The organism is Cobetia sp. 14N.309.X.WAT.E.A4, assembly GCF_030397495.1.
Taxonomy (GTDB): Bacteria; Pseudomonadota; Gammaproteobacteria; order Pseudomonadales; family Halomonadaceae; genus Cobetia; species Cobetia marina.
This window is the reverse complement of the sequence record NZ_JAPNXT010000001.1, coordinates 582,995-601,645: the sequence shown is the minus strand read 5'-3', so window position 1 is coordinate 601,645 and position 18,651 is coordinate 582,995. Positions and strand designations below refer to the sequence as shown.

Here is an 18,651-nt window from a genome sequence, read left to right as displayed (position 1 = left end):
CAGCCTTGCACCGCGAGTCGTCCAGTCTTGTCGTGCATATCCGCCGCTGACCCGCACCACAGGCGGATCTGTGCAGGAAACGAGCGGGCAAGGCGATATCGTACTGCCCCAAGACTCTTCATGAAAACTTATCAATAGATAGAAAAAACAAACTTATCAAATATATACAGCCACCAGATTGTCGGCAATGATGCACTCAAGCCTTTGCCAGACGCCTGCCCCAGGCGCCGGCCACGGAAGATGAGCAACGACTCATCACCGTCTAAACGACTACACAAGATGCTCAAGGAGAACTTCATGGCAGGATTCAACAAGGTAGTGACCCGCTACGCCGATGCCATGGCGGGCCTGGAAGACGGCATGACGGTGATCGCCGGCGGATTCGGACTCTGCGGTATTCCCGAGAACCTGATCCAGGAGATCAAGCGTCGTGGCGTGAAGGACCTGACCGTCGTCTCCAACAACTGCGGCGTGGACGGCTTCGGATTGGGCATCTTGCTGGAAGATCGCCAGATCAAGACCATGATCGCCTCCTACGTCGGCGAGAACGCCCTGTTCGAGCGCCAGCTGCTGGACGGAGAGCTCGAGGTCATCCTGACCCCCCAGGGCACGCTGGCCGAGAAGATGCGCGCCGCCGGGGCCGGCATCCCCGCCTTCTTCACCGCGACCGGCTACGGGACGCCCATCGGAGAAGGCAAGGAAGTCCGCGAATTCGACGGTCGCCCTTATATTCTCGAGGAAGCCATCAAGGGTGACTTCGCCATCGTCAAGGCGTGGAAGGCCGACCGCTACGGCAATGTCGTCTACCGTCACACGGCACGCAACTTCAACCCGCTGGCCGCAACCGCAGGCAAGATCACCGTGGTCGAAGTCGAAGAGCTGGTGGAACCCGGCGAGCTGGACCCGACCGAGATCCACACTCCGGGCATCTATGTCGACCGCGTCATCAAGGGCAGCTTCGAGAAGCGCATCGAGAAACGGACCGTTCGCTCGCGTTGAGCCAAGGCTCCGCCTGCATCCGTTTTCTCGCGACGACACTCCCCGACACGGCAAGGCGTCACCTCGATGGCGCTTCAGACAAGGAATACATCATGGCTTTGACACGCGAACAGATGGCCCAGCGAGTGGCACAGGAAATCCAGGACGGCTCCTACGTCAATCTGGGCATCGGCATTCCGACCCTGGTCGCCAACTACATCCCGGATGGCATCGACGTGATGCTGCAGTCCGAGAACGGCCTGCTTGGCATGGGACGCTATCCCTATGACGACGAGGTCGACGCCGACATGATCAATGCCGGCAAGGAAACCGTGACCGCCATCGATGGCGCCGCCATCTTCGATTCCGCCGAATCCTTCGCGATGATTCGCGGCGGGCACGTCGATCTGACGGTACTCGGCGCCTTCGAGGTGGACGTGAACGGCAACATCGCCAGCTGGATGATCCCCGGCAAGCTGGTGAAAGGCATGGGCGGCGCCATGGACCTGGTGGCGGGTGCCGAGAACATCATCTGCACCATGACCCACGCCTCCAAGCATGGTGAGTCCAAGCTGCTCAGCCAGTGTGAGCTGCCACTGACCGGTGCCGGCTGCATTCGCCGTGTCCTGACCGACCTGGCCTTCCTCGAGATCAAGGACGGTGCCTTCCACCTGCTGGAACGCGCGCCAGGCGTCAGTGTCGAGGAGATACAGCGCCTGACCGCAGGCAAGCTCATCGTGCCCGACAATGTCCCCGAGATGCAGCTGGACGCCTGAGACGGCCCAGATGCATCGCTTGACACTCCATCTCTCTGGCGATGATGGGCGCATCATCGCCGCTCTCCGAGAGTCTTGATGGTTGCAAGACCATCCACCGGCAGCGCTGCCATCGCTGCCGGTTTTTTTATCTCTTCCCCTCACCAAGCATGACGACCTGGCGGATCCTTCGCGAGGAGCTGCCCACTGCCTTGAAAGCCCGCACGCACGCCCAATCCCCACGACGATGACTCACCTTGGCAACCTCTCAAGCGGAGCGATATACGGCGAGGTTCCACACCGACCAGAAACCAGGATAACGGGATAAAAGCAAGTCACTGTCAATCCTTGCGAAATCTGGAAAACTGACTGGCGCAATGCCGTCCATTCGAGAAGAATCTGCTCACGAGACACCCGACCAAAGGCGAAGTTTTTGATATTTCATTTGACCTTGGAGGCGCGGCAGCGCAGTATTGATCTCGTTGGTTAGCAAGTCGTATATCGTCAGTCGTGATCGAAACACTTCGGTACCTGGTGCATATCCTCCTTGTTTTACCCACGTATATCGGGTAACTCCCGGCAATATCATCAGTAAGGAATTACGATCATGGCAACTGGTACAGTCAAGTGGTTCAACGACACCAAAGGTTTCGGCTTCATTTCTCCGGACGACAACGGTGACGACCTGTTCGCACACTTCTCCGAAATCCAGGCTGAAGGCTTCAAGTCTCTGCAAGACGGTCAGAAGGTTTCCTTCGACGTCACCCAGGGCAAGAAAGGCCTCCAGGCCGCTAACATCAAGATCATCGACTGATCATGAGTTAGCTGAAAGAGACTAACCTCTCTTTCCACGGAAAAGCCCGCTTCGGCGGGCTTTTCTGCGTCTGGAGATTACCTCGAAAGCCGTGACGGCCCCTCCCCTGCCAGCCAGTTCCGTCGTGCCTCAGCGCCACTTGCCTGCAACCCACGACACGATCCAGTTCTCCCGGACCAGAGCCGAGCCTGCTGCCTGACGTCTGACGCCTGCTGCCTGACGCCTGTCACAGGCAACGAAAAAGGGACCGCCGAAGCAGCCCCTTTCCCGTCCAGCCTTGCCTGTCTTCAGCCCATCATCAGCCGCGGTAATAGCGCTGCTCGACGAAGGGCATCTTCGTCACGGTCATCGGCAGTCGCTTGCCGCGTACGTCCGCGAAGACCTGAGTGTCCAGCACGCTGTGCGCGATCGCCACATAGCCCATGGCGACCGGCTTGCCGTAGCTCGGGCCGAAGCTGCCCGAAGTCACGACACCGATGCGGTTGCCCTCGCCGTCGAAGAGCTCGGCACCTTCGCGAATCGGAGCACGCCCTTCAGCCACCAGACCGACTCGCTTGCGGGTGTGATCCTTGTTGGCGATCTGGGTCAGGATGACGTCCGCCCCCGGGAAGCCGCCTTCACGTGCACCGCCCTGACGACGCACCTTGCCCAGCGCCCAGATCAGGCTGGCTTCCACCGGCGACGTCGTGGTGTCCAGATCATGACCATACAGGCACAGGCCAGCCTCGAGACGCAGTGAATCCCGCGCCCCGAGACCGATGAACTCCACCTCTTCCGCCGCCAGCAGCAGACGCGCGAAGCGCTCCGCCTCAGCATCGGGGACGGAGATCTCGAAACCATCTTCACCGGTATACCCGCTGCGACTGACCCAACACTCGATCCCATCGATGGTGACATGGGCATGATGCATGAAGGTCAGCTCGCAGGCCTCGGGCGACAGACGCTGCATGACCGCGTGAGCCAGCGGCCCCTGCAGGGCGAGCAGTGCCCGATCCTCCAGCACCTCAAGCTCGATCTCCATCGGCAGCCCCACACGCAGATGCGCGACGTCCTGATCCTTGCAGGCAGCATTCACCACCACATAGAGGTGATCGCCACCATTGACGATCATCAGGTCATCGAGGATACCGCCGGTATCACTGGTAAAGAGTCCGTAACGCTGCATGCCCACCGGAAGATCGACGATGTCCGTCGGTACCAGCGTCTCCAGCGCCGCCTGCACGTTCTCTCCGCGCAGGATCAGCTGCCCCATGTGCGAGACATCGAACAGCCCCGCCTTGGCACGCGTATGCTCGTGCTCCTTCTTGACGCCCAGCGGATACTGGACGGGCATGGAATAGCCTGCAAACTCGACCATCTTCGCTCCCTGCTCGACGTGCAGGTCATGAAGCGCGGTCTGCTTGAGACCGGTGACAGCGGCGGAATCGGACATCATCATTCTCCAGAGTGGCATGCAACATCTCTCCGACAGCCAGGTGAATCTGGCCCTGTGCTGCCGGAGGCTAGTGATCGAGATAGGACAATCTGAGGGGGCTCACCCCGCCGCGCCTGCCAGCGACGGGGGACTCCTGATGCGATCAGCGGTCTTCGCCCGCCAGCACTTCCTTGCCGTCAAAGTAGTCGCGGGTCAGCTTGAAGACCACGGGCGACAGCAGCGCCAGACCAATCAGGTTCGGAATCGCCATCAAGGCATTGAAGGTATCCGCCATCAGCCAGATGAGATCCAGCTTGGCCATCGCGCCCACCGGAATCGCGATCACGAACACGATGCGATACAGCATGATGGCGCGCGTACCGAACAGGTACTGGAAGCACTTCTCGCCATAGAAGGACCAGCCAAGGATGGTGGTGAAGGCAAACACGGCCAGCGCGATCGCGACCAGATGGTTGCCGACACCCGGCAAGGCCTGATCAAAGGACATGGAGGTCAGCGCCGCCCCCGTCTCACCAGAAGACCACAGGCCGGAGGTGATGATGGCCAGCGCGGTGATGGTGCAGATGACGATGGTATCGATGAAGGTGCCCAGCATGGCGACCAGCCCCTGACGTACCGGGTTCTTGGTCTGCGCGGCAGCGTGGGCGATGGGCGCACTGCCCAGGCCGGCTTCATTGGAGAAGATACCGCGCGCCACACCGAAACGGATGGCCGCCATCACCGCCGCACCGGCAAAGCCGCCAGTCGCCGCGACTGGATTGAAGGCGTAGGTGAAGATGAGGCCGAAGGCGTGACCGATCTGGTCAGCATTGATCACCAGAATGACGATGCCCGACAGGAAGTAGGCAATCGCCATGAACGGCACCAGCTTGCCCGCCACGCTGGAGATGCGCTTGATGCCACCCAGAATGACCGCACCCGCCAGCACCATCATCACGACACCGGAGGCCCAGTGCGGAATGGCAAACGAGGTTTCCAGGGCATCCGCCACGGAGTTGGACTGCACGGTATTGCCGATGCCAAAGGCCGCGAAGCAGCCGAAGAAGGCAAAGGCGCCCCCCAGCCAACCCCACTTGGCCCCCAGTCCGTTGCGGATGTAGTACATCGGACCACCGACGTGGTTGCCGTTGTCATCCACTTCGCGATAACGCACCGCACAGACGGCCTCGGCGTACTTGGTCGCCATGCCGACCAGCGCCGTGATCCACATCCAGAAGATCGCCCCCGGTCCACCCAGCGCGATCGCCGTCGCCACACCCGCGATGTTGCCGGTACCGATGGTAGCGGAGAGTGATGTCATGAGGGCATTGAACGGCGACATCTCGCCATCGCCATCCTTGCCGGGCGCGCGCCCGCTCCACAGCAGCTTGAAGCCGGTACCCAACTTGCGGATCGGCATGCCCTTGAGGCCCGCCTGAAGATAGAAGCCGACCCCGAGCAGCAGGATCAACATCACCGGGCCCCACACCACGCCATTGATGGCGGTAAAGAGAGAACTGATCATTTCCACGCAGATTTCCTCCGCTGAATTGTTGTTATGACTCGATGCGAGGAGAGACACATCGGAAATCCCGTCTGGCCAGCCGGTCAACCGGCCAGCACGCCAAACGGACAGCTCACATTAGCGGAAGCTTCCAGTCTTCACTACCCCAACAGGGCTTTACGCTGGAATGTGAGCAAAACGTCACGCAAAAATCATGAAAATGTGTCAATCGCCTGAGGGATTCAGCCCGTTGATGGGCGTCACTCAGTGGATATCTCTTTCCCTTGTGCCGGCAACCTGAGCCTCTCCCGGGTCTTCCCCCACACCTCTCGCGGGCAGTCCCGTGACGACAGGCAGGCTCCGGCGGGCTCTCCTCGGGGATGCCTGCCATCAGGACACGCCTGATGATCAGAGCGTGAAGGAGCTTCTCTCAGCGAATGTGGGTGTCCCTGCCTGCGACACCATTGACAGCACGCGAATCTGGACACAACATGGGAAATAAGTTTCCAATACGAAACAGGCGACACTCTACCTCGACTCAACAGGGCTCGCAAGCGCAGGAAAGTGGCATCGGATTCTCGCTGGAAACCCACCTCCCGTCAGAGGATGAGGACTTGGAGAACTGACTTCCAGCGGTGAAAAAACGGTCTGCCCCCTGCACTCATGGGCCTTGTGCGCTGATACCTTCGCGCCATGGCGCAGATAGACCGGGCGTGGCAAGGCGAGACACTGGACGCCCGGAGCACGACGGACCACGATGAAGAGGGCAACTCGCTTGCCACTCGCCAAAAGTCGTAGAGGCACGCCGCGCTCAGCTACTGCCACGTGTCGAGACCTTCGTGCATAATGGCGCAACGATTCCCTGAATCAGAAAATCTTTTCACATAGGAAAACACTCATGAGCAACATTCCTGCCACGCTTAAGTACACCGAGAGTCACGAGTGGGTTCAGGACAACGGTGACGGTACCGTGACCATCGGCATCACCGACCACGCTCAGGAAGCGCTGGGCGACGTCGTCTTCGTCGAATTGCCGGAAATCGGTCGCGAACTGGCGCTGGAAGAAGAGTTCGGTGTCATCGAGTCCGTCAAGGCGGCCTCTGATCTGTACGCGCCGCTGGCCGGCGAAGTCATCGCCGTCAACGAGAGCCTCGAAGACGCGCCGGAATCCGTCAACGAAAGCCCCTATGACGATGCCTGGATTCTGAAGATGAAGGTCGCTGACAGCGCCGAGCTGGAAAAGCTGCTCGACGCGGACGCCTACACCCAGCTGGTGGAAAGCGAAGCCTGATCACGGTTGGCCTCCAGCCGCTGTCCGAGACAGCGCTGTCACATGGCTGGAGGCCGCTTGCCCGTCTCACCCGGTAGTACGCTGGCTCGGCGCCCCCAGCCGAGGCTTCACGATTCCCGACGCCCTGCCCGCCCTCCTGCGCCGGCAAGGCGATGTTCCTCCCGCGGACTGTCACTTGCAGTTCCCGTAGCAGCACAGGATTCCTTGCATGGCTCACGAGACGCTTACCCTGGCCCAGCTGGCCGGGCACGATGATTTCATTTCCCGTCACAATGGCCCGACTGCCGCCAATGTCACGCGCATGCTGGCGACACTGGGTGAAGACAGCATCGAGACGCTGATTGACCGCACCGTGCCGGCGGCCATTCGTCTGGGACGCGAGCTGGACCTCGAAGGGCCGCGCACGGAATCCGAGGCACTGGACTATCTCAAGCGCCTGGCGCGTCAGAACAAGGTATTCAAGACCTATATCGGCCAGGGATATCACAACACCCACCTGCCGGCGGTCATCCAGCGCAACGTGCTCGAGAATCCGGGCTGGTATACCGCGTATACGCCGTACCAGCCGGAAATCGCTCAGGGCCGTCTCGAAGGGCTGCTCAACTTCCAGCAGGCGGTGATGGACCTGACCGGCATGGAACTGGCCAATGCCAGCCTGCTGGATGAGGCCACCGCCGCGGCCGAAGCCATGGCGCTGTGTCAGCGTGGCAACAAGAAGAACAAGAGCAATCGCTTCTTCATCGCCGACGATGTCCTGCCCCAGACGCTGGACGTCATGCGCACGCGTGCCGATTACTTCGGCTTCGAGCTGGTCATCGATGCTGCCGAGAAGGTCGGTGAGCACGACATCTTCGGCGCCCTGTTCCAGTATCCGGGCAATACCGGTCAGGTACGCGATCTCGCACCGCTGCTGGACGCGGCACGCGCCAATGGCGCGATGACCGTGGTGGCCGCCGACCTGCTGAGCCTGGTGCTGCTCAAGTCGCCGGGCAGCCTCGGCGCCGATATCGTCGTCGGCACCTCCCAGCGCTTCGGCGTGCCGATGGGCTTCGGCGGCCCGCACGCCGCCTTCTTCGCCACCACCGACAAGCTCAAGCGCTCGATTCCGGGCCGCATCATCGGGGTCTCCAAGGACTCGCGCGGCAACCCGGCGCTGCGCATGGCGATGCAGACCCGCGAGCAGCACATCCGCCGCGAGAAGGCGACCTCCAACATCTGCACCGCCCAGGCGCTGCTGGCCAACATCGCCGGCTTCTACGCCGTCTATCACGGCGCCGAAGGCCTCAAGCGCATCGCCACCCGGGTGCATCGCCTGACCAGCATTCTCGCCGAGGGCGTCACGCGCTGCGGCATGACACTGGCCCACGACAGCTGGTTCGATGCCATCACCGTCACCGGCGTGGATGCCGGCAAGATCCATGGTCGCGAGCTGACCCACGAGATCAACCTGCGCCACCACGGCGACGGCCGCATCACCATCAATCTCGACGAGACCACCACCGCCGCTGACGTCGGCGTGCTGTTCGACGTGCTGCTCGGCGAGGAGCACGGCCTGTCCGTCGCCGCGCTGGACCAGGACCTGCTGGCCAAGGGCGTAAGCGCGATCCCGGCGGCCTGTCTGCGTGACAGCGACTTCCTGACCCACCCGACCTTCAGCCGCTACCACTCGGAAACCGAGATGCTGCGCTACCTGAAACGCCTGGAGAACAAGGACCTGTCGCTGACCCACGCGATGATTCCGCTGGGCAGCTGCACCATGAAACTCAACGCCACCACCGAGATGATTCCGGTCACCTGGCCCGAATTCGCCAACGTCCACCCGTTTGCGCCCTCGGATCAGGTCGTCGGCTACAAGCAGATGATCGATGAGCTGTCGGCCTTCCTGGTCGAGATCACCGGCTACGACGCCATCTCCATGCAGCCGAACTCCGGCGCCCAGGGGGAATATGCGGGACTGGTCGCGATCCGTCGCTACCAGGCCTCCATCGGTGAAGGTGCGCGCGACATCTGCCTGATCCCCAGCTCCGCCCACGGCACCAATCCGGCCTCCGCCGCGATGGCCGCCATGAAGGTGGTGGTGGTCGAGTGTGATGCCAGCGGCAACATCGACATCAATGACCTGCGCGCCAAGGCTGAGCAACACAGCGACAAGCTGTCCGCGATCATGATCACCTACCCGTCCACCCATGGGGTGTTCGAGGAAACCGTGCGCGAGGCCTGTCAGGTCGTTCACGATCACGGCGGTCAGGTCTACATCGATGGTGCCAACATGAACGCCCAGGTCGGTATCTGCCGTCCGGGTGACTTCGGCGGCGACGTTTCTCACCTCAACCTGCACAAGACCTTCTGCATTCCCCACGGTGGCGGCGGACCGGGCATGGGCCCCATCGGCGTCAAGTCACACCTGGCACCCTTCGTCTCCAACCACGTGGTCACCCCGCTGGAAGGCGTGAAGCCGGAATGTACCGCCGTCTCCGCCGCCGCCTTTGGTTCCGCGGCGATCCTGCCGATCTCCTGGGCCTACATCAAGATGATGGGCGCGCAGGGGCTGCGTGAGGCCACCGAGCTTGCGATCCTCAACGCCAACTACATCGCCACGCGTCTCGATGGGCACTATCCGGTGCTCTATCGCGGCAAGAACGGCACCGTGGCGCATGAGTGCATCATCGATATCCGCCCGCTGAAGGCCGCTTCCGGCATCAGCGAGGAAGACATCGCCAAGCGCCTGATCGACTACGGCTTCCACGCCCCGACCATGTCGTTCCCGGTGGCGGGCACGCTGATGGTCGAGCCCACCGAGTCCGAGTCGCTCTACGAGATCGACCGTTTCTGTGAGGCGATGATCGCGATTCGCGCCGAGATCGCCCGTGTCGAGCAAGGCGAGTGGACCCTGCAAGACAACCCGCTGGTGCACGCGCCGCACACCCAGGCCGACCTGATGGACGCCGAATGGAATCGTGGGTATTCCCGCGAGATCGGTGCCTTCCCCAGCGAACACGTCAAGGCGGCCAAGCAGTGGCCGGCCGTCAACCGGGTCGACAACGTGCATGGCGATCGCCAGTTGATCTGCTCCTGCCCGAGCATCGACCTCTACCGTGATTGAGAGTCTCGATTGAGAGCCAGCAATGAGGCAGTGTTGAAACGCTGTCGCTGATCGCTCTGGCAAAAAAACGCCCCTGCCGGGTAACCGGCAGGGGCGTTGTCGTTGCAGCTGTCCGTCAAGCGCTTGCTCAGTGGCGCAATGACGCGCCAGCCGAGATCACTCCTTCCAGCTCTTGAGCAGCTCGTCGTAGGCGATGGTCTCGCCCTTGGGCTTCTCGTTGTCCAGCTTGGCCTTCGGCGCACCCGGCTGGGCGAACCAGTACTCCGCATCACGTTCCTCGTTGAGCTTCGGCCCACAGTTGTCCATCACCTTGGCGCGCTCGAGACGCTCGAGAATGCGGTCCTGCGCCTTGGCCAGGCCATCAAGCGCTTCCTGCGGCGTGGCTTCACCACTGGCGGCCTGGGAGATGTACTGCCACCACAGCTGGGCCAGTTTCGGATAATCCGGCACGTTGGTGCCGGTCGGCGACCACTGCACCCGTGCCGGGCTGCGATAGAACTCGACCAGACCGCCCAGCTTCGGCGCGGCATCGGTCATCGCCTGGGACTGGATATCCGACTCGCGGATCGGCGTCAGACCTTCCAGGGTCTTCTTGAGCGAGACGGTCTTGGCGGTCACGAACTGCGCATACAGCCAGGCGGCGTGACGATTCTTCTCCGGCGTGGAGTCGAAGAAGGTCCAGGCACCCACGTCCTGATAGCCAAGCTTCATGCCCTCTTCCCAGTACGGGCCATGCGGTGACGGCGCCATGCGCCACTTGGGCGTGCCGTCGTCGTTGACTACCGGCAGGCCATCTCTTGTCATGTCAGCCGTGAAGGCGGTGTACCAGAAGATCTGCTGGGCGATGTTGCCCTGGGACGGCACCGGGCCGGACTCGGAGAAGGTCATGCCCTGAGCTTCCGGCGGTGCGTACTTGCCCAGCCAGTCGACATACTTGGTGGTGGCATAGACGGCCGCCGGGCCATTGGCCGCGCCGCCACGCGTCACCGAGGAGCCCACCGGCTGACATTCCTCGACACGAATGCCCCACTCATCCACCGGCAGGCCGTTGGGCAGGCCCTTGTCGCCGGCGCCCGCCATGGAGAACCAGGCATCGGTGAAGCGCCAGCCAAGTGACGGGTCCTTCTTGCCGTAATCCATGTGGCCATAGACCCGCTTGCCGTCGATTTCCTTGACGTCATTGGTGAAGAAGTCGGCGATGTCTTCATAGGCTGACCAGTTGACCGGTACGCCCAGCTCGTAGCCGTACTTGTCCTTGAACTGCTTCTTCAAGTCTTCACGCTCGAACCAGTCGGCGCGGAACCAGTACAGGTTGGCGAACTGCTGGTCCGGCAGCTGATAGAGCTTGTCATCCGGGCCGGTGGTGAAATCCAGTCCGATGAAGTCATCCAGATCCAGAGTCGGCGAGGTGAAGGCCTTGCCGTCGCCTTCCATCATGTCGCTGATCGGCACGACCTTGCCATAGCGGAAGTGCGTGCCGATCAGGTCGGAGTCATTGACGTAGCCATCGTAGATGTTGCGCCCGGACTGCATCTGGGTCTGCAGTTTCTCGATGACATCGCCTTCCTGGATCAAGTCGTGGGTCAGCTTGATGCCGGTGATCTCGCTGAAGGCCTTGGCCAGCACCTTGGACTCGTATTCATGGGTGGTCAGGGTTTCCGAGGCCACCTTGATTTCCATGCCGCGCAGCGGCTCGGCGGCCTTGATGAACCACTCGAGCTCGGACATCTGCTCGTCCTTGCTCAGCGTGGAGGGTGAGAATTCCTGGTCGATCCACTTCCTTGCCGCATCCTGATACTGATCGGCCATGGCCTGACTGGAAAGACCCGCGAGCCCCGCCGCCGTGGCGAAGGCGATGGCGTAACGCAGGCGTGCGGGTCGAATGATGTGCTGACTCATGGGATGTCCCTTCATTGGCGTTATTGTTGTGTCGCGTCGTCCAACAACCACTTCCGTCAATCACGTATCACGCGGCGCGAGATGCCGCGCGCGTCTCCTGCCGGTACTGCTTGTCCTCCTGTCGTTCCGGGTACGCTGTCTTGCCTTTGCTGCGTTGCTGCTCGGCTGGCCGGGCATCTGACTGTCAGTCCGTCTGCCAGATGCCCGACGGATTCAAGCTTTCCAGGTCACGGGTGCGTCTCGCGAAGCAGCTCGCGTTGTGCCCGGTAGAGCGAAGCCGGCTTGACAGCCTCGCCGGGGGATTCCACTCGCGCCTGCAGCTTGTCCAGCGCCTCAAGCTGCGGGTAGTCCGTCACGCCCTTGGCGTTCATCACCCTCTCGTAATCATGACGACTGGCGATGCCCAGCGCGCGGCCGGTGGCGCCCACTACCGTCGGCATGATCACCTTGCCGAAGTGTGAGTCGGCGCGCATGAAGGGCCAGGCATCGTGCGGCTTGCCGGTATTGATCGGATTCCACAGCACCAGCCCGCGAAGATGATTGGGCTGATGGCCGACACTGGCGCCCCAGCGGTCACGTACATGGCCGCCTCGCTTGCGGTCGAAGAGATTGTCCCGCGGCTGCTGACCATGCAGTTCGATCCCACTGTCACCGCCATGCTCCAGTTCAAGGTAGACGTTATGGGTCGCGTAGCGGGCCACGCCGGGCGCATGCCAGGCATGACTTTGGTCGACCACCTGCCTTGCCAGCACCTGATTGCTGTCACTGATCGTCATCGCGATATGCCCCGGATTGCCGGTCATCCTCACGTCCTCGAGCGTCAGCTGGAAGCTGTGGCGCACCTTCACTCCCTGATTGAAACTGTCGAGCCGGACATCACGCACCCAGCCATCGGTGATGCCATCGAGATCCAGCAGGCCGAAGCCGCTGTCGTCCTCGGCGCTGCGATGATGCTTGAAGCGCCCTCGCCAGTTGCCCTTGAGCGTGATGCCTTCGACCCCGACCTCATGCGCCGGATGGATGCGCGCGATACGCCACTGCTCACCGGGGAAGCGCTCGTGCACCACGGGCAACGTCAGCGTCAGCCGATTGCCTTCTCGTGCCAGCACACGGTAGCGAGCGCGCTTGATGACCCCATCCCGCTCGATCAGCCAGCGCGACTTGCCGGTCCTGGCCTCCTTTTCCATCTGATAGGGTGCCAGAGCACGCGCTACCGCTTGCGGACGCTTGTCGATGCTCTCCAGCAATACCTCATCCCCCGCCTTGAGCGATGACGCCTGTGCCACGCCCGCCTGTGCCACGCCCGCCAGTGTCACCGTGTCCTGCGTATCGGCGGGCTGCACGCGAGCCGTCGCGGCGATCGGCTGCCAGGCTTCCTGACTCCCGCCCTCGGCCAGCGTCCTGCCTTCCTCCAGATTGCCAAGATGCAGCAACCAGGGCGTGCTCCAGTACCAGCTGGCGTGCAACGGCAGCATCGGTCGGGTCTGCTTGAGACGGGTCCTGTCGCTTCCGTCTCCCGCCAGTGTCCAATGACTGCCGGCCAGGCTCAGCCCCTGCATCTTGAGCAATGCCTCGCGCAGCGTCTGCTGGCGCGCCTCATCCGGGACTGCCGCCTTGAGCGCGATCATCCGTGCATAGAACCAGTCGCGCTCCGCGGGGCCGAACAACACATAGTCACCGGCGGGGAAATAAAGCACCCCATGGCGCTGAGGGCTGTCCGCATCATGCTCCCCCTGCTGCTGCCAACGACGCATCGCGGCATGGGCGCGCAGTACCGCCTCTCGGTCACTCACGTCGTCCGTGCCATCAGCGCCATAATCCGTGACATCGAAGCGCCTGACGCTGCGAGACTCTGATTCCCGCTTCCGCGCCTCTTGTGCATTGGCTCCCGTCGCCAACGCCGCCGGGAGAGCCTCTCCCTGGTGATAGCCAGCTTGCGAGAAGTCCGGCAAGGGCAGCGGCTCGCGCTTGTCTGCCGGCAGCGCCTGATTGGCCTGCCACACCCGCTGATACGCCTGCCACAAGGGGGGTTGCCCTTTGTCCTGCTGCCCGCCACTTGCAGAATGGCCCTCTGAAGAATGGCCCTCGCCAGCCCCGCCCTGCTGATCCTCCACCGACACGGGGGTCGTGACCCACCAGCCGATGGCAACGACACAGACGAGGCCCAGTCCTGTCAGCCCGGCACGAATGACACGACGGCTTTTCCTGCCGGAAGAAACAGAGTCAGTGGTAGACGAATGACGCGAGGATTCGGTAGACGACATGCAGCAGGGTTCCAGAGCGATGACAGATGACACTGGCTTGGCCAGTCAGAACCGCTTGGGACTCCTGTCAGCACCTCGGGTTCCCTGTTGCCACAAGGCGACGCTGCCCGTCGTCAACGCTCACACCCCATTCCCACATCTCACTTCACCTCTCGTTTCTTCACTTCTCGTTTCTTCTCATCCCCACATCCCCCTCACTTCACCCTCACCTCATCCCCACTTCATCAACACCAGCATCCAGACGACACAGACGATGCTGATCATCCACAGCACCTGATCAGTGAAGCCCAGCCACAGCAGATGCAGCCAGCCGCTGGAGAGCAGGCCGATGAACAGTCTGTCGCCACGCGTGGTCGCGATGGGCAGAAAGCCCTGGCGACTCAGCGTCGGGGTCACGAACTGCCAGGCGGTCATGCCCAGCAGCAGGGTGCCGATACCGGCAAAGAAGAGTGACGTGGGCAGTGTCCAGGCCATCCATTCCATCATCATGTCCTCTTGTAGGCCGTCAGCAGCGACTCGCTGGCGGCAATGACAGCGGCGCTCGTCTGGCCGCCGCTCACACCCGACCCAGGGCGAAGCCCTTGGCGACGTGATTGCGCACGAAGTAGATCACCAGAATGCCGGGAATCAGCGTCAGGGCGCCGGCGGCGGCCAGCACGCCCCAGTCGATGCCCGAGGCCGAGACCGTTCGCGTCATCACCGCCGCGATCGGCTTCGCCTCCGTCGAGGTCAGGGTTCGCGCCAGCAACAGCTCCACCCACGAGAACATGAAGCAGAAGAAGGCGGTCACCCCGATGCCCGGTCGAATCATCGGAATGAACAGCGTCAGGAAGAAGCGCGGAAAACTGTAGCCATCGATATAGGCCGTCTCATCGATCTCCTTGGGCACACCGGACATGAAGCCTTCCAGAATCCAGACCGCCAGCGGCACGTTGAATAGACAGTGCGCGAGTGCCACCGCCAGCGGAGTATCGAACAGTCCCACCGAGGAGTAGAGCTGGAAGAACGGCAGCAGGAAGACCGCCGGCGGTGCCATGCGATTGGTCAAGAGCCAGAAGAACAGATGCCTGTCACCCAGGAAGCGATAGCGCGAAAAGGCATAGGCCGCCGGCAGTGCCACCGTCAGCGAGATGGCCATGTTGAGCACCACATAGCTCATCGAGTTCACATAGCCCATGTACCAGCTGGGGTCAGTGAAGATCACCCGGTAGTTGTCGAAGGTGAAGTTCTGTGGCCACAGGGTCAGGCCGCCGAGAATCTCCTGATTCGACTTGAATGACATGATCAACAGCCAGTAGATCGGCACCAGCAGAAACAGCAGGTAGATCGTCATTACCAGACGCTTGCGTGTTTTCATCACTCGTCTCCTCAGGCGTCGTCACTGTCCTGGTGGGTCATGGCGGTATAGAACAGCCACGAGACCAGCAGGATGATGAGGAAGTAGATCAGCGAGAAGGCAGCGGCGCGTCCGAGATCGAACTGGCCGATCGCCATCTGGGTCAAGGTCTGGGACAGGAAGGTCGTGGTGGTACCCGGCCCGCCACCGGTGAGCACGAAGGGCTCGGTGTAGATCATGAAGCTGTCCATGAAGCGCAGCATGATGCCGATCAGCAGCACGCTCTTGAGCTTGGGCAGCTGGATGTAGCGGAACACGGCCCAGGGTGAGGCACGGTCGATGCGCGCGGCCTGATAGTAGACATCGGGAATGGCCCGCAGCCCCGAGTAGCACAGCAATGCCACCAGCGACGTCCAGTGCCAGACATCCATCACCAGCACCGTCACCCAGGCGTCGGCCGGATTGGAGGCGTAGTTGTAGTCGATGCCCAGTTGTCCCAGCGCCCAGCCATAGAGTCCGATGTCCTCACGCCCGATGATCTGCCAGATGGTACCGACCACGTTCCAGGGAATCAGCAGCGGCAGGGCCAGCAGGATCATGCACAGCGAGACCATGAAGCCCTTGCGCGGCATCGAGAGCGCCACGGCGATCCCCAGCGGAATCTCGATGGCGAGAACCGCGAAGGAATAGACGAACTGGCGAACCAGCGAGTCGTGCAGGCGCTCGTCGCGCAGGATCTCGCGATACCATTCGGTTCCCACGAAGAAGCGTGTGGAGGGATCGAAGATGTCCTGCACCGAGTAGTTGACCACCGTCATCATCGGGATGATGGCCGAGAACGCCACCACGATGACCACCGGCAGCACCAGCCACCAGGCGCGATTGTTGTGTGTGCGTTGCATCAGGCGTTTCCTCCCGGCTGCTCTCCACTTTCCCCTCTGGCAAAGCTGTCCGCCTCGCCGCTGTCGGGCGCGCCGGCCTGTGACAGATCCAGCAGATGCTCATCGAGATAGAAGCGCTGCCAGCGGGCCGGTAGCCGCAGCCGCACACCCCCGACAGGGATAGGCGCATCTTCCTCGATACGTGCCTTGAAGATGCAGCCACCGCCGATGTCGAGATCCACTACCTTGTAGGTGCCAAGATCCTGCACCAGCGTGACCTGACCACTGAGCCAATGCTCGCGGGTGTCGGAAACCGCCGCAGCGGGTGAGCTGTCGCTGGCCTCGAGCTCGACGAATTCGGGGCGAATGCCCAGCTTCAGCTCGCCCTTGCGCTCCTCAAGCGTCGCCAGCAGCGCCCGTGGAAGGTGCAGCATGGGCGCATCCTCTCCCCTCCCGAGTCGCACGCCCTCTGATTCCAGCGTGATGCTGGCCAGGTTCATGCCCGGCGAGCCGATGAAGTAGCCCACGAAGGTGTGAGCGGGGTCCTCGAACAGCTCGCGCGGGGTACCGAACTGCACGATGCGGCCTTCATACATCACCGCAATCTTGTCGGCGAAGGTCGAGGCCTCCAGCTGATCATGGGTGACGTAGACCATGGTGATGTTGAACTGCTCATGGATCTGCTTGAGCTTGCGCCGCAGCTTCCACTTGAGGTGGGGGTCGATGACGGTCAGCGGTTCATCGAACAGGATGGCGGCCACGTCATCACGCACCAGCCCGCGGCCCATCGAGACCTTCTGCTTCTCGTCGGCCGTCAGGTTGCTGGCACGCCGCGTCAGCAGGTCTTCCAGCTCCAGCACCTGAGCGATCTCTCGTACCCGAGACTGCACCTTGTGCTCCGGCTGGCGCTGATTGCGCAGCGGGAAGGCCAGATTGTCGAAGACGGTCATGGTGTCGTAGACCACCGGGAACTGGAACACCTGAGCGATGTTGCGCTCTTCCGGCGGCAGCCGATTGACCACGCGATCATCGAAGCGCACCTCGCCCTCGGAGGGGGCCAGCAGCCCGGAGATGATGTTGAGCAGCGTACTCTTGCCACAGCCCGACGGGCCGAGCAGCGCATAGGCACCGCCCTGCTGCCAGACATGGTTCATGCGCCGGATGGCGTAGTCACTGTCAGCCGCAGGCGCCGCCAGGTAGCTGTGCGCCAGATCATTGAGGTGTATTTCCGCCATCAGGCCAGCCCTCCGCCAGTCGTGGTGGGTCGCTCGGGCGAGCGGATCAGTGCCCCGTCGCCGCCCGGGCCTGCCACTTCACCGCCAGCGCGGCCCTTGTCATCCGCGAAGACGAACAACTTGTGCGCGGGGGCATAGACCCGGATGGCATCATCCACGGCGAAGTCGTGGATACCGGACAGGTGCAGCACCAGGGAGTGATCGTCATTGCTGACATGCAGGAAGGTCTCGGAGCCGGAGATCTCGGCGATATCCACCGTGACGGCGAACTCGAGATCATCGTCGGCCAGCGGCGCCAACCCCAGATGACTGGGACGGATACCGAAGCGATAGGCCCCGCTCTCGAGCCCCACCAGCGGTGTGGGCAGCACGAACCGGCTGCCCTGCTCGCCGGCACTGGCGGCACCGGAGAACGCCAGTTCACGCCCACGCACCTCGGCCTCGAACAGATTGATCTGCGGCTCAGAGTAGAGCTTCGCCGCCTCGACACTCACCGGATGATGGTAGACGGCCTCGGTAGGCCCGGACTGCAACACCCGCCCTTCATGCATCAGGGTGGTGGTGCCACCGAGCGCCAGCGCCTCACCGGGTTCGGTGGTGGCGTAGACGGCGATGGTGTTGCGGGTCGCGAACAGGCTGCGCATCTCGTGGCGCAGCTCTTCGCGCAGCTTGTAATCAAGATTGACCAGCGGCTCATCGAACAGCACCAGGTCAGCATCCTTGACCAGCGCCCGCGCCATGGCCGTACGCTGCTGCTGACCGCCGGAGAGCTCCGCCGGCTGACGCGCGAGGAACTGCTCGATATGCAGCATCTCGGCGATCTCGTGCACGCGGCGACGGATTTCCTCCGGCGCCATGCGCGCCAGCTTCAGCGGCGAGGCGATGTTGTCGTAGACGCTCAGACTCGGGTAGTTGATGAACTGTTGATAGACCATCGAGATGTTGCGCTCGCGCACCGGGCGGCCGGTCACGTCCTCGCCGTTCATCACGATTCGCCCATCACTGGGCACATCGAGGCCTGCCATCAGGCGCATCAGTGAGGTCTTGCCGGACAAGGTGCGTCCCAGCAGCACATTGAAGGAGCCGGGCTCGAAGGTCAGGTCCACCCTGTCGATATGGGTCTCGCGGCCAACCCGGCGGGTGACCGCCTCAAGGCTCAAGGACATGGCGCTGTCTC

Annotated in this window: 14 protein-coding genes; 5 read left to right on the top strand and 9 right to left on the bottom strand. The window is 62.2% G+C overall.

The window, feature by feature from the left end:
- The first annotated feature begins 297 nt into the window (after positions 1–297).
- The 3 genes from OW493_RS02600 (at position 298) to OW493_RS02590 (ending at position 2,547) form a co-directional block, all read left to right on the top strand.
- Positions 298–999 carry a CoA transferase subunit A gene (locus OW493_RS02600; RefSeq protein WP_289863145.1) on the top strand — a complete coding sequence of 234 codons (702 nt, stop codon included), beginning with the start codon at positions 298–300 and terminating at the stop codon, positions 997–999.
- A 92-nt stretch (positions 1,000–1,091) separates the two neighbouring features.
- Positions 1,092–1,754, top strand: a complete 663-nt coding sequence (locus OW493_RS02595) for a 3-oxoacid CoA-transferase subunit B (RefSeq protein ID WP_084209001.1) — start codon at positions 1,092–1,094, stop codon at positions 1,752–1,754.
- Positions 1,755–2,340: 586 nt separating this feature from the next.
- Positions 2,341–2,547: a cold-shock protein gene (locus OW493_RS02590; RefSeq protein ID WP_077372737.1), complete on the top strand. Its 207-nt coding sequence runs from the start codon at positions 2,341–2,343 to the stop codon at positions 2,545–2,547.
- 298 nt (positions 2,548–2,845) lie between these two features.
- On the opposite strand, the gene gcvT is transcribed toward OW493_RS02590, so the two are convergent.
- Positions 2,846–3,979, bottom strand: a complete 1,134-nt coding sequence (gene gcvT, locus OW493_RS02585; protein ID WP_077372734.1) for a glycine cleavage system aminomethyltransferase GcvT — start codon at positions 3,977–3,979, stop codon at positions 2,846–2,848.
- A gap of 145 nt (positions 3,980–4,124) precedes the next feature.
- Positions 4,125–5,492, bottom strand: coding sequence for a sodium:alanine symporter family protein (locus tag OW493_RS02580; protein ID WP_077372732.1), 1,368 nt, complete (start codon positions 5,490–5,492; stop codon positions 4,125–4,127).
- Positions 5,493–6,363: 871 nt separating this feature from the next.
- Between OW493_RS02580 and gcvH the strand changes: the two genes are divergently transcribed.
- Both gcvH and gcvP read left to right on the top strand, forming a co-directional pair.
- A complete protein-coding gene (gene gcvH, locus OW493_RS02575) occupies positions 6,364–6,756 on the top strand; it encodes a glycine cleavage system protein GcvH (RefSeq protein WP_077372729.1) in 393 nt (130 codons plus the stop codon).
- A 208-nt stretch (positions 6,757–6,964) separates the two neighbouring features.
- On the top strand, positions 6,965–9,859 hold the full coding sequence (gcvP, locus tag OW493_RS02570; protein ID WP_289863144.1) for an aminomethyl-transferring glycine dehydrogenase: 2,895 nt from the start codon (positions 6,965–6,967) through the stop codon (positions 9,857–9,859).
- A 156-nt stretch (positions 9,860–10,015) separates the two neighbouring features.
- Here the strand turns inward: gcvP and OW493_RS02565 are convergent, their stop codons facing one another.
- From OW493_RS02565 to OW493_RS02535, 7 genes are all read right to left on the bottom strand, one after another.
- A complete protein-coding gene (locus OW493_RS02565; RefSeq protein WP_240499748.1) occupies positions 10,016–11,668 on the bottom strand; it encodes an ABC transporter substrate-binding protein in 1,653 nt (550 codons plus the stop codon).
- Between the two features lie 317 nt (positions 11,669–11,985).
- On the bottom strand, positions 11,986–14,022 hold the full coding sequence (locus tag OW493_RS02560; RefSeq protein WP_289863143.1) for a DUF4955 domain-containing protein: 2,037 nt from the start codon (positions 14,020–14,022) through the stop codon (positions 11,986–11,988).
- A 210-nt stretch (positions 14,023–14,232) separates the two neighbouring features.
- Positions 14,233–14,505 carry a DUF2160 domain-containing protein gene (locus OW493_RS02555; protein WP_043334560.1) on the bottom strand — a complete coding sequence of 91 codons (273 nt, stop codon included), beginning with the start codon at positions 14,503–14,505 and terminating at the stop codon, positions 14,233–14,235.
- Positions 14,506–14,578: 73 nt separating this feature from the next.
- Positions 14,579–15,379 carry a carbohydrate ABC transporter permease gene (locus OW493_RS02550; RefSeq protein ID WP_289863142.1) on the bottom strand — a complete coding sequence of 267 codons (801 nt, stop codon included), beginning with the start codon at positions 15,377–15,379 and terminating at the stop codon, positions 14,579–14,581.
- Positions 15,380–15,390: 11 nt separating this feature from the next.
- Positions 15,391–16,260: a sugar ABC transporter permease gene (locus tag OW493_RS02545; protein WP_077372715.1), complete on the bottom strand. Its 870-nt coding sequence runs from the start codon at positions 16,258–16,260 to the stop codon at positions 15,391–15,393.
- On the bottom strand, positions 16,260–17,474 hold the full coding sequence (locus OW493_RS02540; protein ID WP_289863141.1) for an ABC transporter ATP-binding protein: 1,215 nt from the start codon (positions 17,472–17,474) through the stop codon (positions 16,260–16,262). Before OW493_RS02540 ends, OW493_RS02545 begins: the two co-directional genes overlap by 1 nt.
- Positions 17,474–18,640: an ABC transporter ATP-binding protein gene (locus tag OW493_RS02535; RefSeq protein ID WP_084209007.1), complete on the bottom strand. Its 1,167-nt coding sequence runs from the start codon at positions 18,638–18,640 to the stop codon at positions 17,474–17,476. The genes OW493_RS02540 and OW493_RS02535 overlap by 1 nt, the downstream gene beginning before the upstream one ends.
- Between the last annotated feature and the right edge of the window lie 11 nt (positions 18,641–18,651).